The sequence below is a fragment of the Christiangramia sabulilitoris genome, from assembly GCF_007050985.1.
GTDB classification, from domain to species: Bacteria; Bacteroidota; Bacteroidia; order Flavobacteriales; family Flavobacteriaceae; genus Christiangramia; species Christiangramia sabulilitoris.
The window spans coordinates 199,063-217,435 of the sequence record NZ_VHSF01000003.1 but is presented as its reverse complement, the minus strand read 5'-3'; the positions used below and the strand labels follow the sequence as shown (position 1 = coordinate 217,435).

Sequence of the window (18,373 nt, the reverse complement as noted above, 5' to 3'; positions counted from 1 at the left end):
CTATTGATAAGCATGATTCAGATTCGTTTGGATTTATCCAGGAATTTGAAGGCAGATCTTGCTGCATGGTATCCACACATGCCATGCACTCCTCCGCCGGGTGGAGTGGAAGAGGAGCAAATAAAAATTTTGGGATTTGAAGTAGCATATGGATCTAACTTAGCCACTGGCCTCGTGAACAGTTGGGTAATATCCTGTTTGCCGCCATTTATATCTCCGCCTATTATATTTGGATTAAAGTGTTCTAACTGCCTGGTTGTATAAGTGTTTCTTGCAAGTATTATTTTCCTGAAACCCGGGGCAGCTTTTTCAATCTGGTCTTCTATTGCCGCAGTTTGATCTGCAATGTTACCATTAGGTACATGACAATATGCCCAGGCGGTTTGTTTTCCTACTGGTGCACGGGTTGTATCAAATACAGAATTTTGGGCCAGCAATACATACGGAATATTATTTAATCTGTTGGCGTGAATATCGCTTTCAGATTTTTCAATTTCCTCTGTACTGTACCCAATATGTACGGTGCCAGATCTGCGGCATTTATCATTTAACCAGGGAATAGGTTCTTCCAGTGCCCAGTCGATCTTAAAAACACCGGCACCGTAATTATATTTCTGCAGCCTTTTTTTATAGGTTGATGATAATTCTATATTCTTTATGCTGAGAATTTGCCGGGGTGTAAGGTCAAAGAGATAAGAATCTGATTCAGGGAGCTGTTTAAGGTCTGATATTTTTTCGTTCAACCTGATTTCCCCTCCCAAAGATTTGTAATACGAAATGAGGGCATTAGTTAAACCGGAGGCTCCGCCTTCTGGAAATGGCCATCCATATTTGTGAGCCATGATACTTAATACTAAACCAAAAGATGCTGAAGCAATATTTGTCAACGGCAATGTGGAGTGGGCTGCAGCTCCATAAAAGAATAATTTAGTTTTTTCTTTTTTAAAATTATGATTAGCGAAAAACCTGGCAGATGGAAAAGCCCTCAGGCCAAATTTCAGGAATTCAACCGGATCGTCTGGCCAGGTTAAGGGACCCAACAGGTCCTTTTCGATCTTTGGCCAGGACTTCGTAAGCGATTCAAATAAATGTATATACGATGCAGCATCCTCGCCTAACTGGTCTGCAGTAGCCTTTATATCCCGGTAGCACGCGACGGCACCTCCATCTGACAAAACCTGCGTATAGGGTATTTCCGGAAAGATCCATTTTAGTCCATGATCTTCCAGGGGTAATTTTCTCAGAAATGGTGAGGCATAAGCCATTGGATGAATCGCAGATCCAATATCATGTTTAAATCCTGCCAGGGTTAATTCTTCAGTTCTTACTGAACCGCCGGGAGTGGAGGCTTGCTCAAAAATGACTGTTTTCAGTCCCTTTTTTTGTAGATAAATAGCTGTTGAAATACCATTAGGCCCGCTACCTGTAATCACCGCATCAAATAGTTCAGACATCAGGGCAGATCTTTATTATCCAGTTCTTGCAGGTATTGCTTAAAATTCCGAGATCCATACTTTTCGCCGATCATATCGTGCGTGGTGATATATTTAAAGTTCTCCAATTTACTATGTATATCACCAGAAATCTTAGACATCGCAATTCCAATTTCGGCAAGGCTTTCCGGTAGTCTAATAATTTCAGCATTAAATCGATCTTTGATCATTTCTGCCATTTCCAAACGGGTATGAATTTCAGGACCGCCAATTTCAAGAATTTCCGGTCCATCAAAAAGATACTTCTTTGCTACTTCTGCAAGATCTGCCTGGTGTATACTGTTCGTTTTCGCAAGTCCATCACCAATAACCGGGATAAAATTTCTTTTAGCCATAATGGCCAGATCATGCAAGCCACTAAATAAACCAACCGGTCTTAAAATGGTATGATTAATTCCCGAATTCTGCAAAGACTTTTCAAATTGTCGGTTAGATCCCGGAATATTCAGGTTTGCCTTATCTCCAGCTCCCTTGATAGATACATAGATAAATCTTTGTACAGAATTCACCTTTGCGTCCTGCAGTATTCTTCTGTTTATTTCAAAATCTATCTCAAAAAAAGAATTTTCATTTTTCGTGAAGAGGCTTATACTATTGCCAAGGGCAGAAATTACGATATCAATATTTTTTGTAATATTCTTAAAACTATCCTTTTCTGTAGCAATGTGAATATCATCACTATAGAAGGATAGTTTTTTCCGTTTTTCTTCAGAACTGGTATGTAATCGCAAATGGTGGCCTTCCCGATATAAGGCTTTGGTGATCTCCATTCCCAATACCCCTGAGGCTCCGGCTATCAATATTTTTTTCATTGGCTTTTGAAAAATTCGATTAGAATTTACAGACAAATTATCGAATTCACCAAAAGCACATTTCGATTAACAAAAGTTTAGATATAAAAAAAACCCCGGTCATCACTCCGGGGTCATTCATCAATCAAAAAACGAACAGTTATCTTCATATCGGTTCATCACGCCGACACTAAACTGTTGTTACTTTAAATATCTTAGCCAAGATAAGTTTTTAAAATCTTACTTCTGGAAGTATGTTTTAATCTTCTAATAGCTTTTTCTTTAATTTGTCGTACTCTTTCTCTAGTTAGATCAAAAGTCTCGCCAATTTCTTCTAAGGTCATAGGGTGCTGGTCTCCCAGTCCAAAATAAAGTCTAATCACATCTGCTTCACGTGGCGTAAGTGTTTCCAGCGCACGTTCGATCTCTGTTCTAAGAGACTCATGTAAAAGCTCACGGTCTGGATTTGGTGATTCACCCGAACGTAAAACGTCATAAAGGTTAGAATCTTCACCCTCAACCAATGGAGCATCCATAGATACATGACGCCCGGAATTCTTCATAGATTCCTTAACGTCGTTAATGGTCATGTCTAATTCTTTTGCAATTTCCTCAGCACTTGGCGGACGCTCATGTGACTGCTCTAAAAAAGCAAAAGTTTTATTGATCTTGTTTATAGAACCAATTTTATTCAATGGTAAACGAACAATTCTCGATTGCTCGGCCAATGCCTGCAAAATGGACTGTCTAATCCACCATACGGCATATGAAATAAATTTAAATCCACGGGTTTCATCGAAACGTTTCGCGGCTTTAATCAATCCTAAGTTTCCTTCATTAATAAGGTCGGGAAGGGTTAAGCCCTGATTTTGATATTGTTTAGCTACAGAAACCACAAAACGAAGGTTCGCTTTGGTTAATTTCTCCAGGGCACGGTTATCACCCGCTTTAATTCTTTGTGCCAGTTCTACCTCTTCGTCAGCGGTGATTAGGTCTACTTTTCCAATTTCTTGCAAATACTTGTCTAACGAAGCGGTTTCACGATTGGTTACCTGCTTCGTAATCTTCAGTTGTCTCATCTATCTTCTACTTGGATTTTAATGGTGCATAGCTCTTCTATATGTTTATACGTACGAAGTACTCTTAATGTTACAAGAAGTTCAGTTTTTTTTTCGGGCGTTGCACTTCGTGCCGGGCTTTTCGCTGCAAGTCCTCGCTAACTTTCAGTTGCTGCGGGCTTTTCACTGCAATCCCTAATGCAGGATCTCTCCTTTAAAATGTTACTGTGTTCTCATAAGCGGAAAGATAGTCGGCAGATTTTGTTGAAAATTTCATGCTGATGAAAAAAAAATAAAAAAAAAGCCCTTGCGCAGGGCAAGGGCTTGATATTAAAAGATAAAAGAATTAATCTCTTTTTTCTCTCGGTTTTCTATCATCACGTCCACGATTATCACGAGAACCACGGTTATCTCTGGATCCTCTGTTATCGCGCTTGTCATCTCTGGGTGGTCTTGCCACATAACCTTCCGGTTTTTCCATCAACGCCTTACGTGAAACTTTATCCTTTCTGGTTTTTGGATCCAGACCAAAGTATTTCACATCGATCACATCACCAAGTTTAAGAACATCATTTACATCATTGGTACGTTCCCATGCCAGTTCAGAAATATGAAGAAGTACTTCGTTACCCGGAGCATCAACATATTCTACAACCGCTCCAAAATCAAGAATTTTTACAACTTTTACTTCGTAAACACTTCCTTTTTCAGGCTTAAAAGTTATAGATTCTATCTTCGCAAGAACCTTATCAATTCCTTCCTGCTGAGTTCCCAGGATTTCAACGATACCTTCTTCAGTTACCGGATCTTCATTGATCACGATTTCAGTTTTGGTCTCTTTCTGAAGTTCCTGGATCACTTTTCCACCAGGTCCAATAAGAGCTCCAATGAATTCATTAGGAATTCTTCTGGTAATGATCTTAGGAGAATGAGCTTTTACATCCTGGTTAGGTTGTGGAAGCGTTTCATTCAATTTATCAAGAATATGAAGTCTGCCTTCACGAGCCTGTTTCAGTGCATTTACAAGGATCTCATAAGAAAGTCCCTTGATCTTAATGTCCATCTGGCAGGCAGTGATACCATCAGCAGTACCGGTTACTTTAAAGTCCATATCACCAAGGTGATCTTCATCTCCTAATATATCAGAAAGTACAGCATAATTCTCACCATCAGAAATTAATCCCATAGCAATTCCAGAAACTGGTTTCTTAAGCTGAACTCCGGCATCCATTAAGGCCAGGGTTCCGGCACATACGGTAGCCATAGAAGAAGAACCGTTAGATTCCAAAACTTCAGATACCACACGCACGGTATAAGGACAATTATCGGGGATCATACCTTTTAATGCACGTTGTGCAAGGTTCCCGTGTCCAATCTCTCTTCTTGAAGTACCTCTAATCGGGTAAGCTTCACCGGTAGAGAAAGGAGGGAAGTTATAATGCAGGTAAAAAGTTTCCTCACCCTGCTGGGTTGGAAGGTCTACCTGGTTTGCTTCTCTGGATGTTCCAAGAGTCACGGTTGCCAGGGCCTGAGTTTCACCTCTTGTAAATAATGCAGAACCATGTGTAGAAGGCAGGTAATCAACCTCAGACCAGATTGGTCTTATTTCGTCAGTTTTTCTACCATCAAGTCTAACTCCTTCTTTAAGAGTTACGTCACGAACTGCTTTCTTCTGAGCATCGTTGAAGTATCCAGAGATCATTTTGCCTTTCTCTTCAAGTTCCTCTTCGGTGAACATAGCTTTCACTTCTTCCTTCAATTCTGCAAAGGCTTCGGTTCTTTCATTTTTACTGGTACCTGCTCTGGCAATATCATAAGCTTTCTGGTAAACAGCATCGTGAATTTTCTGCTCGATTTCCTCGTCTGTTTCAGCAACTTCATACTCACGGGTTTCTTTCTTTCCAAATGCTTCAGCAAGTTTTACCTGTGCTTCACACTGAACTTTAATTGCCTCATGAGCGAATTTAATGGCCTCGGCCATTTCCTCTTCAGAACATTCATCAAACTGTCCTTCTACCATCATTACAGAATCTGCAGAAGCACCAACCATGATATCCATGTCTGCCTCTTTCAAAGCTTCTCTGCTAGGGTTAAGAACGAATTCACCATTTATTCTCGCAACTCTGGCTTCAGAAATTGGAGTTTCAAAAGGAATATCAGATAATTGAATAGCCGCAGATGCTGCTAATCCTGCTAAAGCATCTGGCATAACGTCATCGTCATGAGACATTAGCTGGATCATTACCTGTGTTTCGAATTTGTAATCTTTTGGGAATAGTGGACGCAGTACACGGTCTACTAAACGCATTACTAAAATTTCTTCGCTGCTTGGTCTTGCTTCTCTCTTGAAGTATCCTCCAGGGAAAAGACCTGCCGCGGCAAATTTTTCGCGGTAATCCAATGTTAATGGAAAGAAATCCATGGTTGTAGGTTTGTACGAAGAAACTACCGTACATAATAACATGGCATTACCCATTTGAACAACAACCGACCCGTGAGCCTGTTTTGCCAGTTTTCCGGTTTCGAGAGAAATGGTTCTGCCATCTCCCAGATCGATAACCTCTTTAAAAGTTTGTGGAATCATAATAATTTCAAATTTGATCTGAATAACTTCAACCAGATCATTTAGTTAAACAAAGGTCTCCGCCATCCGGACGGCCGGGTTGTGTGTTGTGTGTAGTTGTAAGTTGACCAATGAAAAACTACCCCTTGGGCGACAATTTTTGAATGCCTGAAACGCGATCAGGACCTTCTAAATATAAATAAAAAAAGGGGGCATAAAGCCCCCTGAAAATTATTTTCTTAATCCTAGTTCCTTTACGATGGCACGATACCTCATGATATCCTTCTTCATTAAGTAGTCTAGTAAACTTCTTCTCTTACCTACCAGCATTACAAGTGAACGCTCTGAGTTGAAATCTTTACGATTTTTCTTCAGGTGCTCAGAAAGGTGTGCGATTCTGTAAGTGAACAATGCGATCTGTCCTTCAGCTGAACCGGTATCAGTTTTACTTTTACCGTGCTTGGCGAAGATCTCTTCTTTTTTTTCTTTTGCTAAATACATTCCAATATTATTTAAATGATTTTTATGTATTGACAGTTTTTCCGTCAGGCGGCAAAGGTACTATTAATTTAGAAATTACCTATTTAAACCTGATTTTTTATTCAAGTACAATTATGATCTTACAGGTTGATTCTGAATAAGATCCAGATAAAGGTTCACTTTATTTTTAAGTTCAGATCTCTTGGTTATAAAATCTAAAAATCCTTTTTCCTTTAAAAATTCGGCTGTTTGAAAGTCTTTAGGAAGATCTTTTCCCGTGGTATCCTTTACAACTCTTGGGCCGGCAAATCCAATAAGTGCTCCCGGTTCAGAAATATTAATATCTCCCAGCATAGCAAAAGAAGCGGTTGTTCCACCAGTTGTTGGATCTGTAGCCAGAGATATATAAGGTATTCTGGCATTGGCCAGCTGGGCTAGCTTTACCGAGGTTTTTGCAAGTTGCATTAATGATAGTGCCGCTTCCTGCATTCTAGCCCCGCCAGATTTTGATATGATCATTAAGGGAATCTTATTTTTTAAAGAATAATCTGCAGCCCTGGCAATTTTTTCACCAACTACAGAGCCCATACTACCACCAATAAATTTAAAATCCATACAGGCAATAACCAGGTCTTTTCCTTTAGATTTACCTACGGCACATCTAACCGCATCTTTTAACCCGGTCTTTTCCTGAGCAGCCTTAAGCCTCTCGGTATATTTTTTTGTGTCCTCAAAATTTAAAGGGTCCTTTGAGGTCATGCCCTTGTCCAGCTCCTTGAATTTATTATCATCAAAAAGGATTTTGAAATACTCGTCGCTTCCAATTCTAACATGATATCCATCCTCTGGGCTTACATAAAAATTGCTTTCCAGTTGCTCTGCATCAACAATTTTCCCTGTAGGAGATTTATACCACAAACCTTTAGGAACATCCTTCTTTTCCTCTGTAGGTGTTTGTATACCTTTTTGTGTTCTTTTAAACCAAGCCATTTTCTTCCAATTTTTATCTTTCGATGATCAACTTTATGGCAATAAAAAACAGCCTTCATTTAATAAGACTGTTATTTTATTTTATAATGTGTTTACGTTATTTAAATCTTCAAACGCCTTTTTTAAACGGGCTTTGAAAGTTAATTCTCCTTCACGAACCCATTTACGTGGGTCATAATATTTTTTGTTAGGTACATCTTCACCTTCAGGGTTACCTATTTGAGAGGCAAGATAATCCTTTTTACTTTTCATATAATCACGAACTCCTTCCAGGTAAGCATATTGCAGGTCTGTATCTATATTCATTTTTATCACCCCGTAACCAATAGCCTCGCGTATTTCCTCAACTGTAGATCCACTTCCACCATGGAAAACAAAATCAATATGATTTTTCTCAACACCATATTTCTCTGAAATATGTTCCTGAGAATTCTTAAGAATTTTTGGAGTCAATTTTACGTTTCCTGGTTTGTAAACCCCGTGAACATTTCCAAAAGCAGCTGCAATAGTGAACTGGTCGCTAATTTTGCTCAGTTCTTCATAAGCATAAGCTACTTCTTCTGGTTGAGTATATAATTTTGATGCATCAACATCTGTATTATCTACCCCGTCTTCTTCACCTCCGGTGATACCTAATTCAATTTCCAGCGTCATTCCCATTTTGGACATACGCTCCAAATATTTTTTACATATTTCCATATTTTCTTCCAGAGGTTCTTCCGAAAGGTCGATCATATGAGAACTATATAATGGCTTACCAAATTGCTCATAATGCTTTTCACTGGCATCAAGTAAACCGTCTATCCACGGAAGTAATTTTTTAGCACAATGGTCTGTATGCATAATAACGGGCACGCCATATAATTTTGCCATTTCATGAACATGCTTTGCTCCGGCAACACCACCGGCTATTGCTGCTCTTTCTCCTTCATTAGAAAGACCTTTACCTGCATTAAATTGTGCACCACCATTAGAAAACTGAATGATGACCGGAGAATTTAATTCAGCAGCTGTTTCAAGTACCGCATTTACACTACTCGAACCAATCACGTTTACAGCAGGTAGAGCAAAGCCCTTTTCCTTGGCATAATTAAATATTTCCTGAACTTCTTTTCCTGTGGCAACGCCTGGTTTGATATTGTGACTCATAACTTTTGTTGATTAGGCTTACAAAAATAAGAAAATAAACTGGCTTAGAAAGGATAATTGATTCCTACATTATATACGGCGTTGGAGAAGTTGTAGTCTCTAAACCATCGAGCTCCCTGAGGCTGTGCAGGATCATGAGTTTTGAATCCTATATCAAAACGCAAAACAAAGAAATTGAAGTCATATCTAAGGCCAAATCCGCTACCTACGGCAAGTTCCTTGAGGTCTTCCAATCCTTCAAATTTATAGGCAGGTACATTTACATTATCAAGAACATTCCAGATGTTACCTACATCAACGAATAGAGCGCCTTTAAATTCGTCTATAATTCCAAACCGGTATTCACCATTAAAAGCGAGCTTCATGTTTGCTTCATTGAATTCAAGAATACTTCCGCTGCTTCCGGGACCAAGGTCATATGCCTGCCAGGCTCTGTTGTCGTTTGGTCCGCCTCCAAAGAAGGTTTTGGTGATAGGGATGCTATTCGCATTTCCATACGGTATGGCTACCCCGCCAAAGGCTCTAACGGCAAAGATACGATCTCTTCCAAGATCCCAGTGTTTTATGAAATCTACCTCTGTTTTGGCATATTGGGAATAGGCAACTCCGGTTACTTTATTGTTACCCTGTTCGTTCTGTTCATAACTGACCACCCCTGATAAAAGCGAAAGCAGGTTGCCAGCAGTCTCAATTTTAAACCTGAATCTCGAGAATTCTTTATCATACAAACTTTCCCTGGTATTCCAGAGGTAAGTATAATTTGAGGCAAAGATCAGGTTGTTTTCGGTAAGTCTTAATTTACGTTCAGAGATATCCAGTACATTGAAAAACTCTTCCCTGGTAAGACCGGTGTCCGGGGTATTATCTGAAACAACGTAGTTTATAAATTCATCGGCTTCATTCGGAATTTCCAAAACTGGGTTTTCTGATAGATCGTCAAAATTAAAGTTGCTTTCCCTGGCCAGGTTATTCAGTTCTTCAAATGAATTACGGTATACATTGAAGTAATTTTCTGTATTCAAATTCCTTACATACTGAATATTTAAAAGATCAAGGCTGTTTGAAAGTTTCTTGGAAGGTTTCCATGCATAATTGAAAATACCGGCAAAGGTTTGCTTGTCCAGTCCAATATTCCGCTGGGTACTAAATCCAAGGCTAATATTGGTGAACGGGGACATGTATTTTGGGATGACCTTTTCAGTTTCAAGAGGAAAAAATATTCGCGGTAAACTCAATTTAAGATCGGCTCCAACTTCAGTAATATCAAAAAAGCGGTTTTTATCAGTGCTTGCAGCAGCATCGGTAGATGAAGCCACACTTCCTCTTCCTGAAACTTCAAGATTTTCAAGACCGCCAAAAATATTCCGAATTAAAAATGAGCCCCCAAATCCAATCCCAAATTCCTGAATATTACTTTGTGAGACGTCGAAATCAAAGCCAAGAGAATATTTAGGAAGTGGAGTAAGAAAGATATTTGAAATAAGATCTGTGGAGGTAGAATCCTCAGGGTCCAGAATATACTGAATGTCCGGATATTTGAACACTCTCAATGCATTTAGCCTGTTATAGGTTCTGGTACGATCTGTATCCCTGTAGATACTTCCCGGTTTAATGAATATAGCATCGCTTACGGCTTCAGGCTTATAACGCATTTCCTCGAAACTGTATAGATTATAGCCTTCAAATTGGGCGCTATCTTCTAATTTCTCATTTCGCTGGGAATAAGTATAATCTGTAAAGATATTAACCTTACTAATATTGTGGATTTTAAAAGGAGTTCGGGAGATACTATCGCCAATATTATTTCTTTGATCTTTAATAATTAAGGTAGTGTTAACCTTATGATTTGTATTTACGGTATCTGCATCAAAGCTTATATATTCCTGGTCAAAATTATAGACTCCATTATTCCGAAATAATTGAGAAAGGCGATCACGTTCTTCATTAAAATCCAGTGTGTTATACTGTATTCCTGATTTTATCTCGCTTGCAGATTTGTGTAATTCGTAAAGAGAATCCAGGGCCTGCGAAGATATTTCAGTATAGATGGAATCCAGGATATACGGCTGATGTGGATTTACGTAATACTCTACTCTGGCCCTTTTAGTTTTATCCTCGATAGGAACAATAGTATAATCTGCTTCAACGTTAAACCAGCCATTATTCCAGTACCAAGATTTTAATCTGTTTTCAGATTTTTTTGCTTCTTCCTCGCTTACAATTCCCGGTGCTTCTCCGGTACGCTTAATCCATTGATTGAATTCAACTTTAGAATGTATATATCTATCAAATTGCTTTTTAGATAACAGAGCTATGAGTCTGTTTTTCTTCTGTTCGTTATTTAAATATTTTTTGGAAAGTATGCTATCAATATTAGGTCTGGCGAGATTGTAAAATTGTAGTTTCAGAGGAAATCCTAAAATACGGGCATTAGGCTCCTGTGATAACCTATTATAGATCCTTGGATCTTTTACCTTTTCGCCATTGCTGAATATTTCATTTTTAACCAGAAGATTTTGATCTGGTTCGAGTCTTTTAACGGCATTACAGCTAATTATTAGGAGGAAGGTTAAAAAAAATAATAATATTTTTGCCAGAAGCCGTTTCAAACAGTAGTGTTTAGAGGCTCAAAAATACATTTTTTGAATGGTTAGCAAAAGCCAGATTAAGTTAATAAAAAGTCTTTCCCAGAAAAAGTTTAGAAATATTCATAAACTCTTTGTGGTAGAAGGAGTAAAAGGAATAAATGAATTCCTCTACTCTGATTACGAATTAGTTTCAATTTATTCTACCAGGCAAAAATTTGATGTTTCTGAAAAGTATCACCTGATGGTTGAGGAGCGTGATCTTAAAAAAATCAGTTTCCTAAAAACTCCTCAGGAGGCTCTGGCGGTATTTAAAATTCCAGAAGATGATTCCGTGAGTTTGAATGGGTTGACCGTTGCCCTGGATGGGGTTCGTGATCCCGGTAACCTTGGGACCATCATTCGGCTATGTGACTGGTTTGGGGTTGAGAACCTAATTTGTTCTAAAGATACCGTAGATTGTTACAATACAAAAGTGGTGCAGGCCAGTATGGGTTCTTTAACGCGGGTAAACGTGCAATATTCAGATCTAAAGTCGTTTCTGCTGGCAAACCGGGATTTTCCTATTGTTGGCACCTTGCTCGAGGGGGATAATATTTATAAAGCCAGTTTACCCGCTTCTGCAATAATTATAATGGGAAATGAAGCTAATGGAATTTCAGAAGAGATCAAAGACCTTATAAGCCTAAGTTTGAATATTCCACAATTTGGTAGCCTGCAGAAGACAGAAAGTCTTAATGTAGCCACTGCGACAGCGGTGGTATTAAGTGAATTCCGCAGAGGCTAAGCTTTTATTGAAAAGTAAAGTTGATAAACACAGCCCTGGAAGACATCTTTTCTACATTACCCGTATAAAGGCTGTTTGGATCGACATCACGAATTAATTCATCGTTAAGGGCAAAGACACCTCTTATAGATGGGGAAAGTTTGAAATAGTACAAATAAAGATCAATTCCAAAGCCTAGCTCGTAGTAATAGGTATTTGTAGTCATCCTGAACTGACCGGCACTGTTATCGTCAGGATTATTTTCATTACTGCTCAGGTTGATGGAAGTTGAAACTCCGCCAACCACAAAAGGCCTGAAATTATTCAGCCTGTTCGCATTAAATTTTAATAGTAATGGAATATGAACATAGGTAGAGCTAATTTCCCGGTAGGTATTGGCATCTGCTTTCAACGCCTGAAAGCCTCGGGTATTAAAATTAACTCCGGGTTCAATGCGTAAATCCAGGTTATTGTCGAGCTTTAAATTTCCTATCAGCCCAACATTAAAACCGGTTCTGGTTTCTACCCTAAAATCCTGTCCAGTCACTGGGCTAGGGTTGTAATTCTTATAGTCAAAATTAAAATCATAGCTATTTAGTCCAAGGAAATATCCCCAGGACCAACGCTGTTGATCAAAATTTTGTTGGTTAAGCACCCGTTCTCCAGAGAATAACTGAGCTTGTGCAGTATTCAGGCATAACAGCATTAGGGCAATGGCAATAATATTCTTCATGTTACTACTTTGAGGCAGTATAAATTGTGGATACGCCAAATGTTTGGGGTAAATCATTTACATTAATAAACCCTGTTTTCTTCAAAATATTGTTGAAAGCACTCCCGAATGGAAAATTAGCTGCGCTTTCGCTTAGATAGGAATACGCATCCTTATCTTTCGAAAATATCTTACCAATCACAGGCAATATTAAATTGGAATATAATCTGTAACCTTGTTTGTAGGGAAATTTGGTTGGTACAGAAGTCTCCAATACTACGAAAATGCCTCCGGGTTTCAAAACTCTGTAAATTTCTTCAAGTCCTTTCTGAAGATTTTCAAAATTTCTAACACCAAATGCAACAGTGATCGCATCAAAAGTATTTTCTTCAAAAGGAAGGTTTTCAGAATCACCCTGTACCATTTCGATATGTGGATCCAGGTTTTTTTCTGAGATCTTTCTTCTTCCTACTTTCAGCATTCCTTCAGAAAGGTCCAGACCTATTATTTTACTGGCTCCGGTCTTTACCATTTGAATAGCCAGATCTCCAGTACCCGTAGCAATATCCAAAATGCTTTCCGGTTTTGTTTCATCTACAAGAGCTACTACTTTTTTCCTCCATTTAACATCTGTACCCAAAGAAATCACCCTGTTCAAACCATCATAACTACCCGAAATGTTATCAAACATTTGCTCGACCTGCTTTTTCTTGGTGAGTTTAGAATCCTTATATGGTGTTACCTTTTTGCTCATAGCGAAAATTTGGTTCAAAGATAACGGATATGCTTAAAATCTAGGGAGATTCAATAAATATTTATCTTTTGTTTTGCGATTTTTGGTTTCTCTAAAATAACTTAACTTTGCCTTCTCAATTTGAAGCTTTTATATGAAAATAATTATCGCCGGTGCAGGTGAAGTAGGATTTCATTTAGCTAAATTACTTTCCTTCGAATCTCAGGATATCACGCTAATTGACCCCAATAGAGATAATCTTGCTTACGCAGATACTCATTTGGATATCAGGACAATAAAAGGCGATGCGAGCTCCATAAAAATTCTTAAAGACGCCCAGGTTAAATATACAGATATGGTAATAAGTGTAACCTCAAGTGAGGCGACCAATATTACAGTATGTGTGCTGGCAAAACAACTAGGGGCTAAAAGGACGATTGCCAGAATTTCTAATACTGAATTTCTTGAAAATCAGGGAGAACTGGGCTTTACCCGTTTCGGTATCGACGAATTGATTTCTCCTGAAGCTCTGGCATCCCGTGAAATAGAACTTCTGCTGAATCAGTCTGCATTCAATGATAGTTATGAATTTGAAGAAGGTGCATTGACCATGATTGGGGTCAGCCTTTCGCGAACAGCTACCTTTGTGGGCAAAACAGTAAAAGAGGCTGCGAAAATATTTCCCGAACTTAATTTCGTGCCCATAGCTATTCAAAGGTTTGGAACTCAATATACGCTCATACCAAGAGGGGATACTCAGTTTAAGGATGGAGATCAGGTATATTTCATCACCCTTAAGAATGGAGTAGAAGAGTTGTATAAACTTACCGGAAAGATCAGACAGGAAATTAAGAACGTGATGATCCTTGGAGGTAGTAAAATTGGCAGAAAAACTGCAGAGGATCTTTGCCGGAATAATTTCCATGTAAAGCTTGTGGAAAAGGACCGGGAAAAGGCCTATGAACTGGCAGACGAATTACCAAATACTTTAATTATTAATGGAGATGGTAGAAATGTAGAGCTTCTTGAAGAGGAGAATATACATGATATGGATGCATTTATCGCGGTAACGGGAAACTCTGAAACCAATATCATGTCCTGCCTGGTGGCAAAATCTAAAAGCGTTAAGAAAACCATCTCTCTGGTTGAGAATATGGACTATTTTCAGTTAAGTCATTCAATAGGGATCGATACACTTATCAATAAAAAACTTCTTGCGGCGAATAATATATTCAGGTTTGTACGCAAAGGAGAGGTTGTTGCCATGACCAAGTTGAACAACATGAATGCCGAATTACTGGAGTTTATCGTAAAGCCCAAATCTCAGGTAAGCAATAAAAAGATCAAAGACCTGGATTTTCCAAGATCTGCCATCATTGGTGGAATCATTAGAAATGGAAAAGGTCTTATCGCCCTGGGCGATTTTCTTATAAAACCAGGTGACAGAATTGTAGTTTGCTGCCTGCCGCGATCTATTAATAAAGTAGAAAAACTTTTTCTGTAATGCCCAGGCTGAATTATCAAATAATTCTTCATGTAATGGGTTTACTGTTGCTTTGCAACGGTGGCTTTATGTTACTGGCAACTGTGGTTAGCTGGTTTTACCAGGATGGTGTAACCCTCGAAATTTCTACTGCGGCATTAATCACTCTTTTTATTGGGACTTTGTTCATGTTTACTACCCGTGGCCACAGTAAAGAGGTGAAAATAAGGGAAGGGTATATCATCGTAACCTTTGGATGGATTTTTATGGCGCTAAGTGGCTCTTTGCCCTATGTGATAAGTGAATCTATACCCGATTTTACAAATGCATTTTTTGAAACCATGTCGGGGTATACTACCACAGGTGCTTCTATATTAAATGATATCGAGGCGATACCTAAGGGGATTTTATTCTGGCGAAGTCTAACCCATTGGATTGGAGGGATGGGGATCATCGTATTGGCTATTGCCATACTTCCGCTTTTAGGAATAGGAGGGATGCAGCTATTTACTGCGGAATCGCCCGGACCTAGTGCAGATAAGTTAAAGCCAAGGATCAGAGATACGGCTAAGCGGTTATGGTTAATTTATGTCTCCTATACCCTGGCTGAAACTTTATTATTATGGGCGGCGGGCATGACCTTTTTTGACGCCATAAATCATGCGTTTAGTACCCTGTCCACAGGTGGTTTTTCTACGAAAAATGCCAGCCTCGCCTACTGGAATAACAATCCTCTAATTCAATATATCGTAATATTATTCATGCTGCTTGCTGGAAGCAATTTTGTTCTCAGTTATTTTGCTTTTAAAGGGAAGGTTAGCAAAATTCTTCATGATGACGAATTCAAATGGTATATCATTTTCATTTTTGGTTTTACTGCAATTTCGGCATTGATCGTTTACTTTCAGGCAGATGTGAGCTTATCTTCCATAGATCATCCCATGGTTTGGGGTGAGGGTGAAAGTGCTTTCAGGCATGCTCTCTTTCAGGTTCTAAGTGTCATAACCACTACGGGATTTGTTTCTGCAGATTTTACGATGTGGACGCCATTTTTAACAATTTTGTTTTTTGGTCTGTTCTTTCTTGGGGGCTCAGCGGGATCTACCGCAGGGGGAGTGAAGGTAATGCGTCATATTATAATGATTAAGAATGGTACAACCGAGTTTAAGCGGACTCTTCATCCAAACGCTATTTTACCGGTGCGTTTTAACGGTAAATCTATTAGTAAGGAGATTGTATTCAATATACTGGGGTTCTTTATCTTATATATGTTGTCTTTTATTATTGGGGCAGTGGTATTGGCTTCATTAGGTTTGGATTTTGAAACAGCTATTGGTGGAGCAGCCTCTTCTTTAGGGAATATTGGCCCCGCTTTCGGTGGCCTTAGTCCGGTGAATAATTTCGATATGCTTCCTGATTTTGGTAAATGGTGGACTGCTTTTCTAATGCTTATAGGAAGGCTGGAATTATTTACAGTATTAATTCTATTAACGCCATTTTTCTGGAGAAACCGCTAATTAAATTTCTGAAGCTTTAAAGCTATAAAAATAAAAAACCGGCTACAGGCCGGTTTTTTTATTAGAGATTTTATGCTTTACGAAAGCGCATTTTTTATTCTTTTCAAAGCTTCCTCAATTTGACTTTCACTGGCAGCGTATGAAATCCTTATACATTCCGGATTACCAAAAGCATCGCCTGTAACCGTAGCGACGTTCGCCTCTTCAAGTAAAAATAGACTGAAGTCTGTTGCATTCAGAATTTTGTGGCCTTTGATCGTTTTTCCAAAAAATGCAGACACATTAGGAAATACATAAAAAGCACCTTGAGGTTCGGTAGTTACGAATCCGTCGATTTCGCCTAAAAGGTCTATGATAAGTTTTCGGCGTTCCTTAAAGGTATCGATCATATGACTAATCTTGCTCACGGGAGCTTCAAGGGCCGTAATTACGGCACGCTGCGCAATACAATTGGCACCGCTGGTGATTTGTCCCTGCATTTTGTTGCATGCTCTGGCGATATATGACGGAGCACCTATATAACCAATTCTCCATCCGGTCATGGCAAATGCTTTTGAAACCCCGTTTACAGTGACCGTACGCTCATACATATCATCAAATTCTGCCATGGACGCATGATCTCCTACAAAATTGATATGCTCATATATTTCATCACTAACTATAATGATTTCGGGATATTTCTTAAGTACATCGGCCAGGGCTCGTAATTCCTCCTTACTATATACCATACCGCTAGGGTTGCAGGGAGAACTATACCAGATCATTTTGGTTTTAGGAGTGATCGCAGCTTCAAGCTGGGCGGGAGTGATCTTAAAATCTGTTTCCACAGTAGTTGGAATCTCTACCGGGACTCCTTCTGCCAACTTTACAATTTCGGCATAACTTACCCAGTAGGGGCAGGGTAAAAGCACTTCATCACCCGGATTTAAAACGACCATAGCAACATTGGCCAGTGATTGCTTGGCCCCGGTAGATACAACTATTTGTGACCTGTCATAAGTAAGATTATTGTCCCTTTTAAATTTGTTGATTACCGCATCCTTTAATTCAACATATCCATCAACAGGAGTGTAAGAATTATAGTTCTCATTAATAGCAGTTATTGCCGCTTCTTTGATGAAATCTGGAGTATTAAAATCTGGTTCTCCCAGGCTTAGCCCAATAATATCTTTTCCTTCAGCTTTAAGTTCACGCGCTTTAGCTGCCATAGCAAGAGTTTGTGAGGTTGCCATTGAGTTTATACGATTCGATAGTTTTTCCTGCATAATGATAAATTTTAATTTGCCTGAGGCAACTGTTATTTGCGCGTATCTTCCAAATTAACGAAGACAGCATCAAAGTTAAAATTTTAAAAATTCCACTGTTCCCAATTTGAAAAAATTTAGCAATAAAAATTAATTACTTTTGCAGAAAATATTCGGCTTTGGAATTAATAAGAAAATACTTTCCGCATCTAACAGAAGATCAGATCTCAAAATTTGAAAAACTCGAAGAGCTTTATAAAGACTGGAATCTCAAGATCAACGTAGTTTCAAGAAAAGATATTGATGAACTGTACCTGCGGCACGTTGTTCATTCTTTAGGAATTTCAAAGGTTCAGGAATTCAGGCCTGGGTCGAAAATTCTTGATGTGGGTACCGGCGGAGGATTTCCTGGAATTCCATTAGCAATAATGTTTCCTGAAAGTACATTCCATCTGGTAGATTCTATAGGAAAAAAAATAAAGGTGGTAGACGAAGTTTCTGAAGGTCTGGGCCTGGAAAATGTAACTTCCTTCAATCATAGAGTTGAGGAAATCTCGGGAAACTACGATTTTATAGTGAGCAGGGCGGTGGCAATTATGCCCACGTTTGTTAGATGGGTGAAGGGGAAAATAGCGAAAGAAAGCCTGCACGAAAGGAAAAATGGGATTCTATATTTAAAAGGTGGAGATCTAAGTGAAGAGCTCAAAGATTACCGCACTGCAGAAATCTTTGAACTTTCAACTTTTTTTGAGGAAGAATTTTTCGATACTAAAAAGGTGGTTTATCTGCCTATGAAGTATCGTGGATAA

15 protein-coding genes are annotated in these 18,373 nt (G+C 38.9%); 4 read left to right on the top strand and 11 right to left on the bottom strand.

The features are described from left to right. Nucleotides 1-17: 17 nt before the first annotated feature. From FGM01_RS11165 to tamL, 8 genes are all read right to left on the bottom strand, one after another. Nucleotides 18-1,454: a phytoene desaturase family protein gene (locus FGM01_RS11165; protein WP_143411257.1), complete on the bottom strand. Its 1,437-nt coding sequence runs from the start codon at nucleotides 1,452-1,454 to the stop codon at nucleotides 18-20. Continuing rightward, on the bottom strand, nucleotides 1,454-2,305 hold the full coding sequence (locus FGM01_RS11160; protein ID WP_143411256.1) for an SDR family oxidoreductase: 852 nt from the start codon (nucleotides 2,303-2,305) through the stop codon (nucleotides 1,454-1,456). Before FGM01_RS11160 ends, FGM01_RS11165 begins: the two co-directional genes overlap by 1 nt. Before the next feature lie 194 nt (nucleotides 2,306-2,499). Continuing rightward, the gene (locus tag FGM01_RS11155; protein ID WP_143411255.1) at nucleotides 2,500-3,363 is read right to left on the bottom strand and encodes a sigma-70 family RNA polymerase sigma factor; all 864 of its coding nucleotides are present in this window, start codon (nucleotides 3,361-3,363) and stop codon (nucleotides 2,500-2,502) included. A gap of 325 nt (nucleotides 3,364-3,688) precedes the next feature. Beyond that, the gene (locus tag FGM01_RS11150; protein WP_143411254.1) at nucleotides 3,689-5,926 is read right to left on the bottom strand and encodes a polyribonucleotide nucleotidyltransferase; all 2,238 of its coding nucleotides are present in this window, start codon (nucleotides 5,924-5,926) and stop codon (nucleotides 3,689-3,691) included. A gap of 210 nt (nucleotides 5,927-6,136) precedes the next feature. Further along, the gene (gene rpsO, locus FGM01_RS11145) at nucleotides 6,137-6,406 is read right to left on the bottom strand and encodes a 30S ribosomal protein S15 (protein WP_143411253.1); all 270 of its coding nucleotides are present in this window, start codon (nucleotides 6,404-6,406) and stop codon (nucleotides 6,137-6,139) included. Between the two features lie 111 nt (nucleotides 6,407-6,517). After that, complete coding sequence (gene accD, locus FGM01_RS11140) at nucleotides 6,518-7,375, bottom strand: acetyl-CoA carboxylase, carboxyltransferase subunit beta (protein WP_143411252.1); 858 nt, start codon at nucleotides 7,373-7,375, stop codon at nucleotides 6,518-6,520. An 81-nt stretch (nucleotides 7,376-7,456) separates the two neighbouring features. Further along, on the bottom strand, nucleotides 7,457-8,524 hold the full coding sequence (gene fbaA, locus FGM01_RS11135; protein ID WP_143411251.1) for a class II fructose-bisphosphate aldolase: 1,068 nt from the start codon (nucleotides 8,522-8,524) through the stop codon (nucleotides 7,457-7,459). Nucleotides 8,525-8,568: 44 nt separating this feature from the next. Further along, a complete protein-coding gene (gene tamL / locus FGM01_RS11130; RefSeq protein WP_143411250.1) occupies nucleotides 8,569-11,133 on the bottom strand; it encodes a translocation and assembly module lipoprotein TamL in 2,565 nt (854 codons plus the stop codon). Nucleotides 11,134-11,170: 37 nt separating this feature from the next. Between tamL and FGM01_RS11125 the strand changes: the two genes are divergently transcribed. Beyond that, nucleotides 11,171-11,896: a TrmH family RNA methyltransferase gene (locus FGM01_RS11125; RefSeq protein WP_143411249.1), complete on the top strand. Its 726-nt coding sequence runs from the start codon at nucleotides 11,171-11,173 to the stop codon at nucleotides 11,894-11,896. A gap of 4 nt (nucleotides 11,897-11,900) precedes the next feature. Here FGM01_RS11125 and porT read toward each other — a convergent pair whose 3' ends face one another. Both porT and ubiE read right to left on the bottom strand, forming a co-directional pair. Further along, the gene (porT, locus tag FGM01_RS11120; RefSeq protein ID WP_143411248.1) at nucleotides 11,901-12,608 is read right to left on the bottom strand and encodes a type IX secretion/gliding motility protein PorT/SprT; all 708 of its coding nucleotides are present in this window, start codon (nucleotides 12,606-12,608) and stop codon (nucleotides 11,901-11,903) included. A 4-nt stretch (nucleotides 12,609-12,612) separates the two neighbouring features. Beyond that, on the bottom strand, nucleotides 12,613-13,341 hold the full coding sequence (ubiE, locus tag FGM01_RS11115; protein WP_143411247.1) for a bifunctional demethylmenaquinone methyltransferase/2-methoxy-6-polyprenyl-1,4-benzoquinol methylase UbiE: 729 nt from the start codon (nucleotides 13,339-13,341) through the stop codon (nucleotides 12,613-12,615). A 133-nt stretch (nucleotides 13,342-13,474) separates the two neighbouring features. Between ubiE and trkA the strand changes: the two genes are divergently transcribed. Beyond that, entirely contained in the window at nucleotides 13,475-14,824 is a 1,350-nt protein-coding gene (trkA, locus tag FGM01_RS11110) for a Trk system potassium transporter TrkA (protein WP_143411246.1), read from the top strand. Continuing rightward, nucleotides 14,824-16,320, top strand: a complete 1,497-nt coding sequence (locus FGM01_RS11105; protein WP_143411245.1) for a TrkH family potassium uptake protein — start codon at nucleotides 14,824-14,826, stop codon at nucleotides 16,318-16,320. Before trkA ends, FGM01_RS11105 begins: the two co-directional genes overlap by 1 nt. Before the next feature lie 77 nt (nucleotides 16,321-16,397). Here the strand turns inward: FGM01_RS11105 and FGM01_RS11100 are convergent, their stop codons facing one another. Continuing rightward, nucleotides 16,398-17,585: a pyridoxal phosphate-dependent aminotransferase gene (locus FGM01_RS11100; protein WP_143411244.1), complete on the bottom strand. Its 1,188-nt coding sequence runs from the start codon at nucleotides 17,583-17,585 to the stop codon at nucleotides 16,398-16,400. 158 nt (nucleotides 17,586-17,743) lie between these two features. On the opposite strand from FGM01_RS11100, the gene rsmG reads away from it, so the two are divergent. Continuing rightward, nucleotides 17,744-18,373, top strand: a complete 630-nt coding sequence (gene rsmG / locus FGM01_RS11095) for a 16S rRNA (guanine(527)-N(7))-methyltransferase RsmG (protein ID WP_143411243.1) — start codon at nucleotides 17,744-17,746, stop codon at nucleotides 18,371-18,373.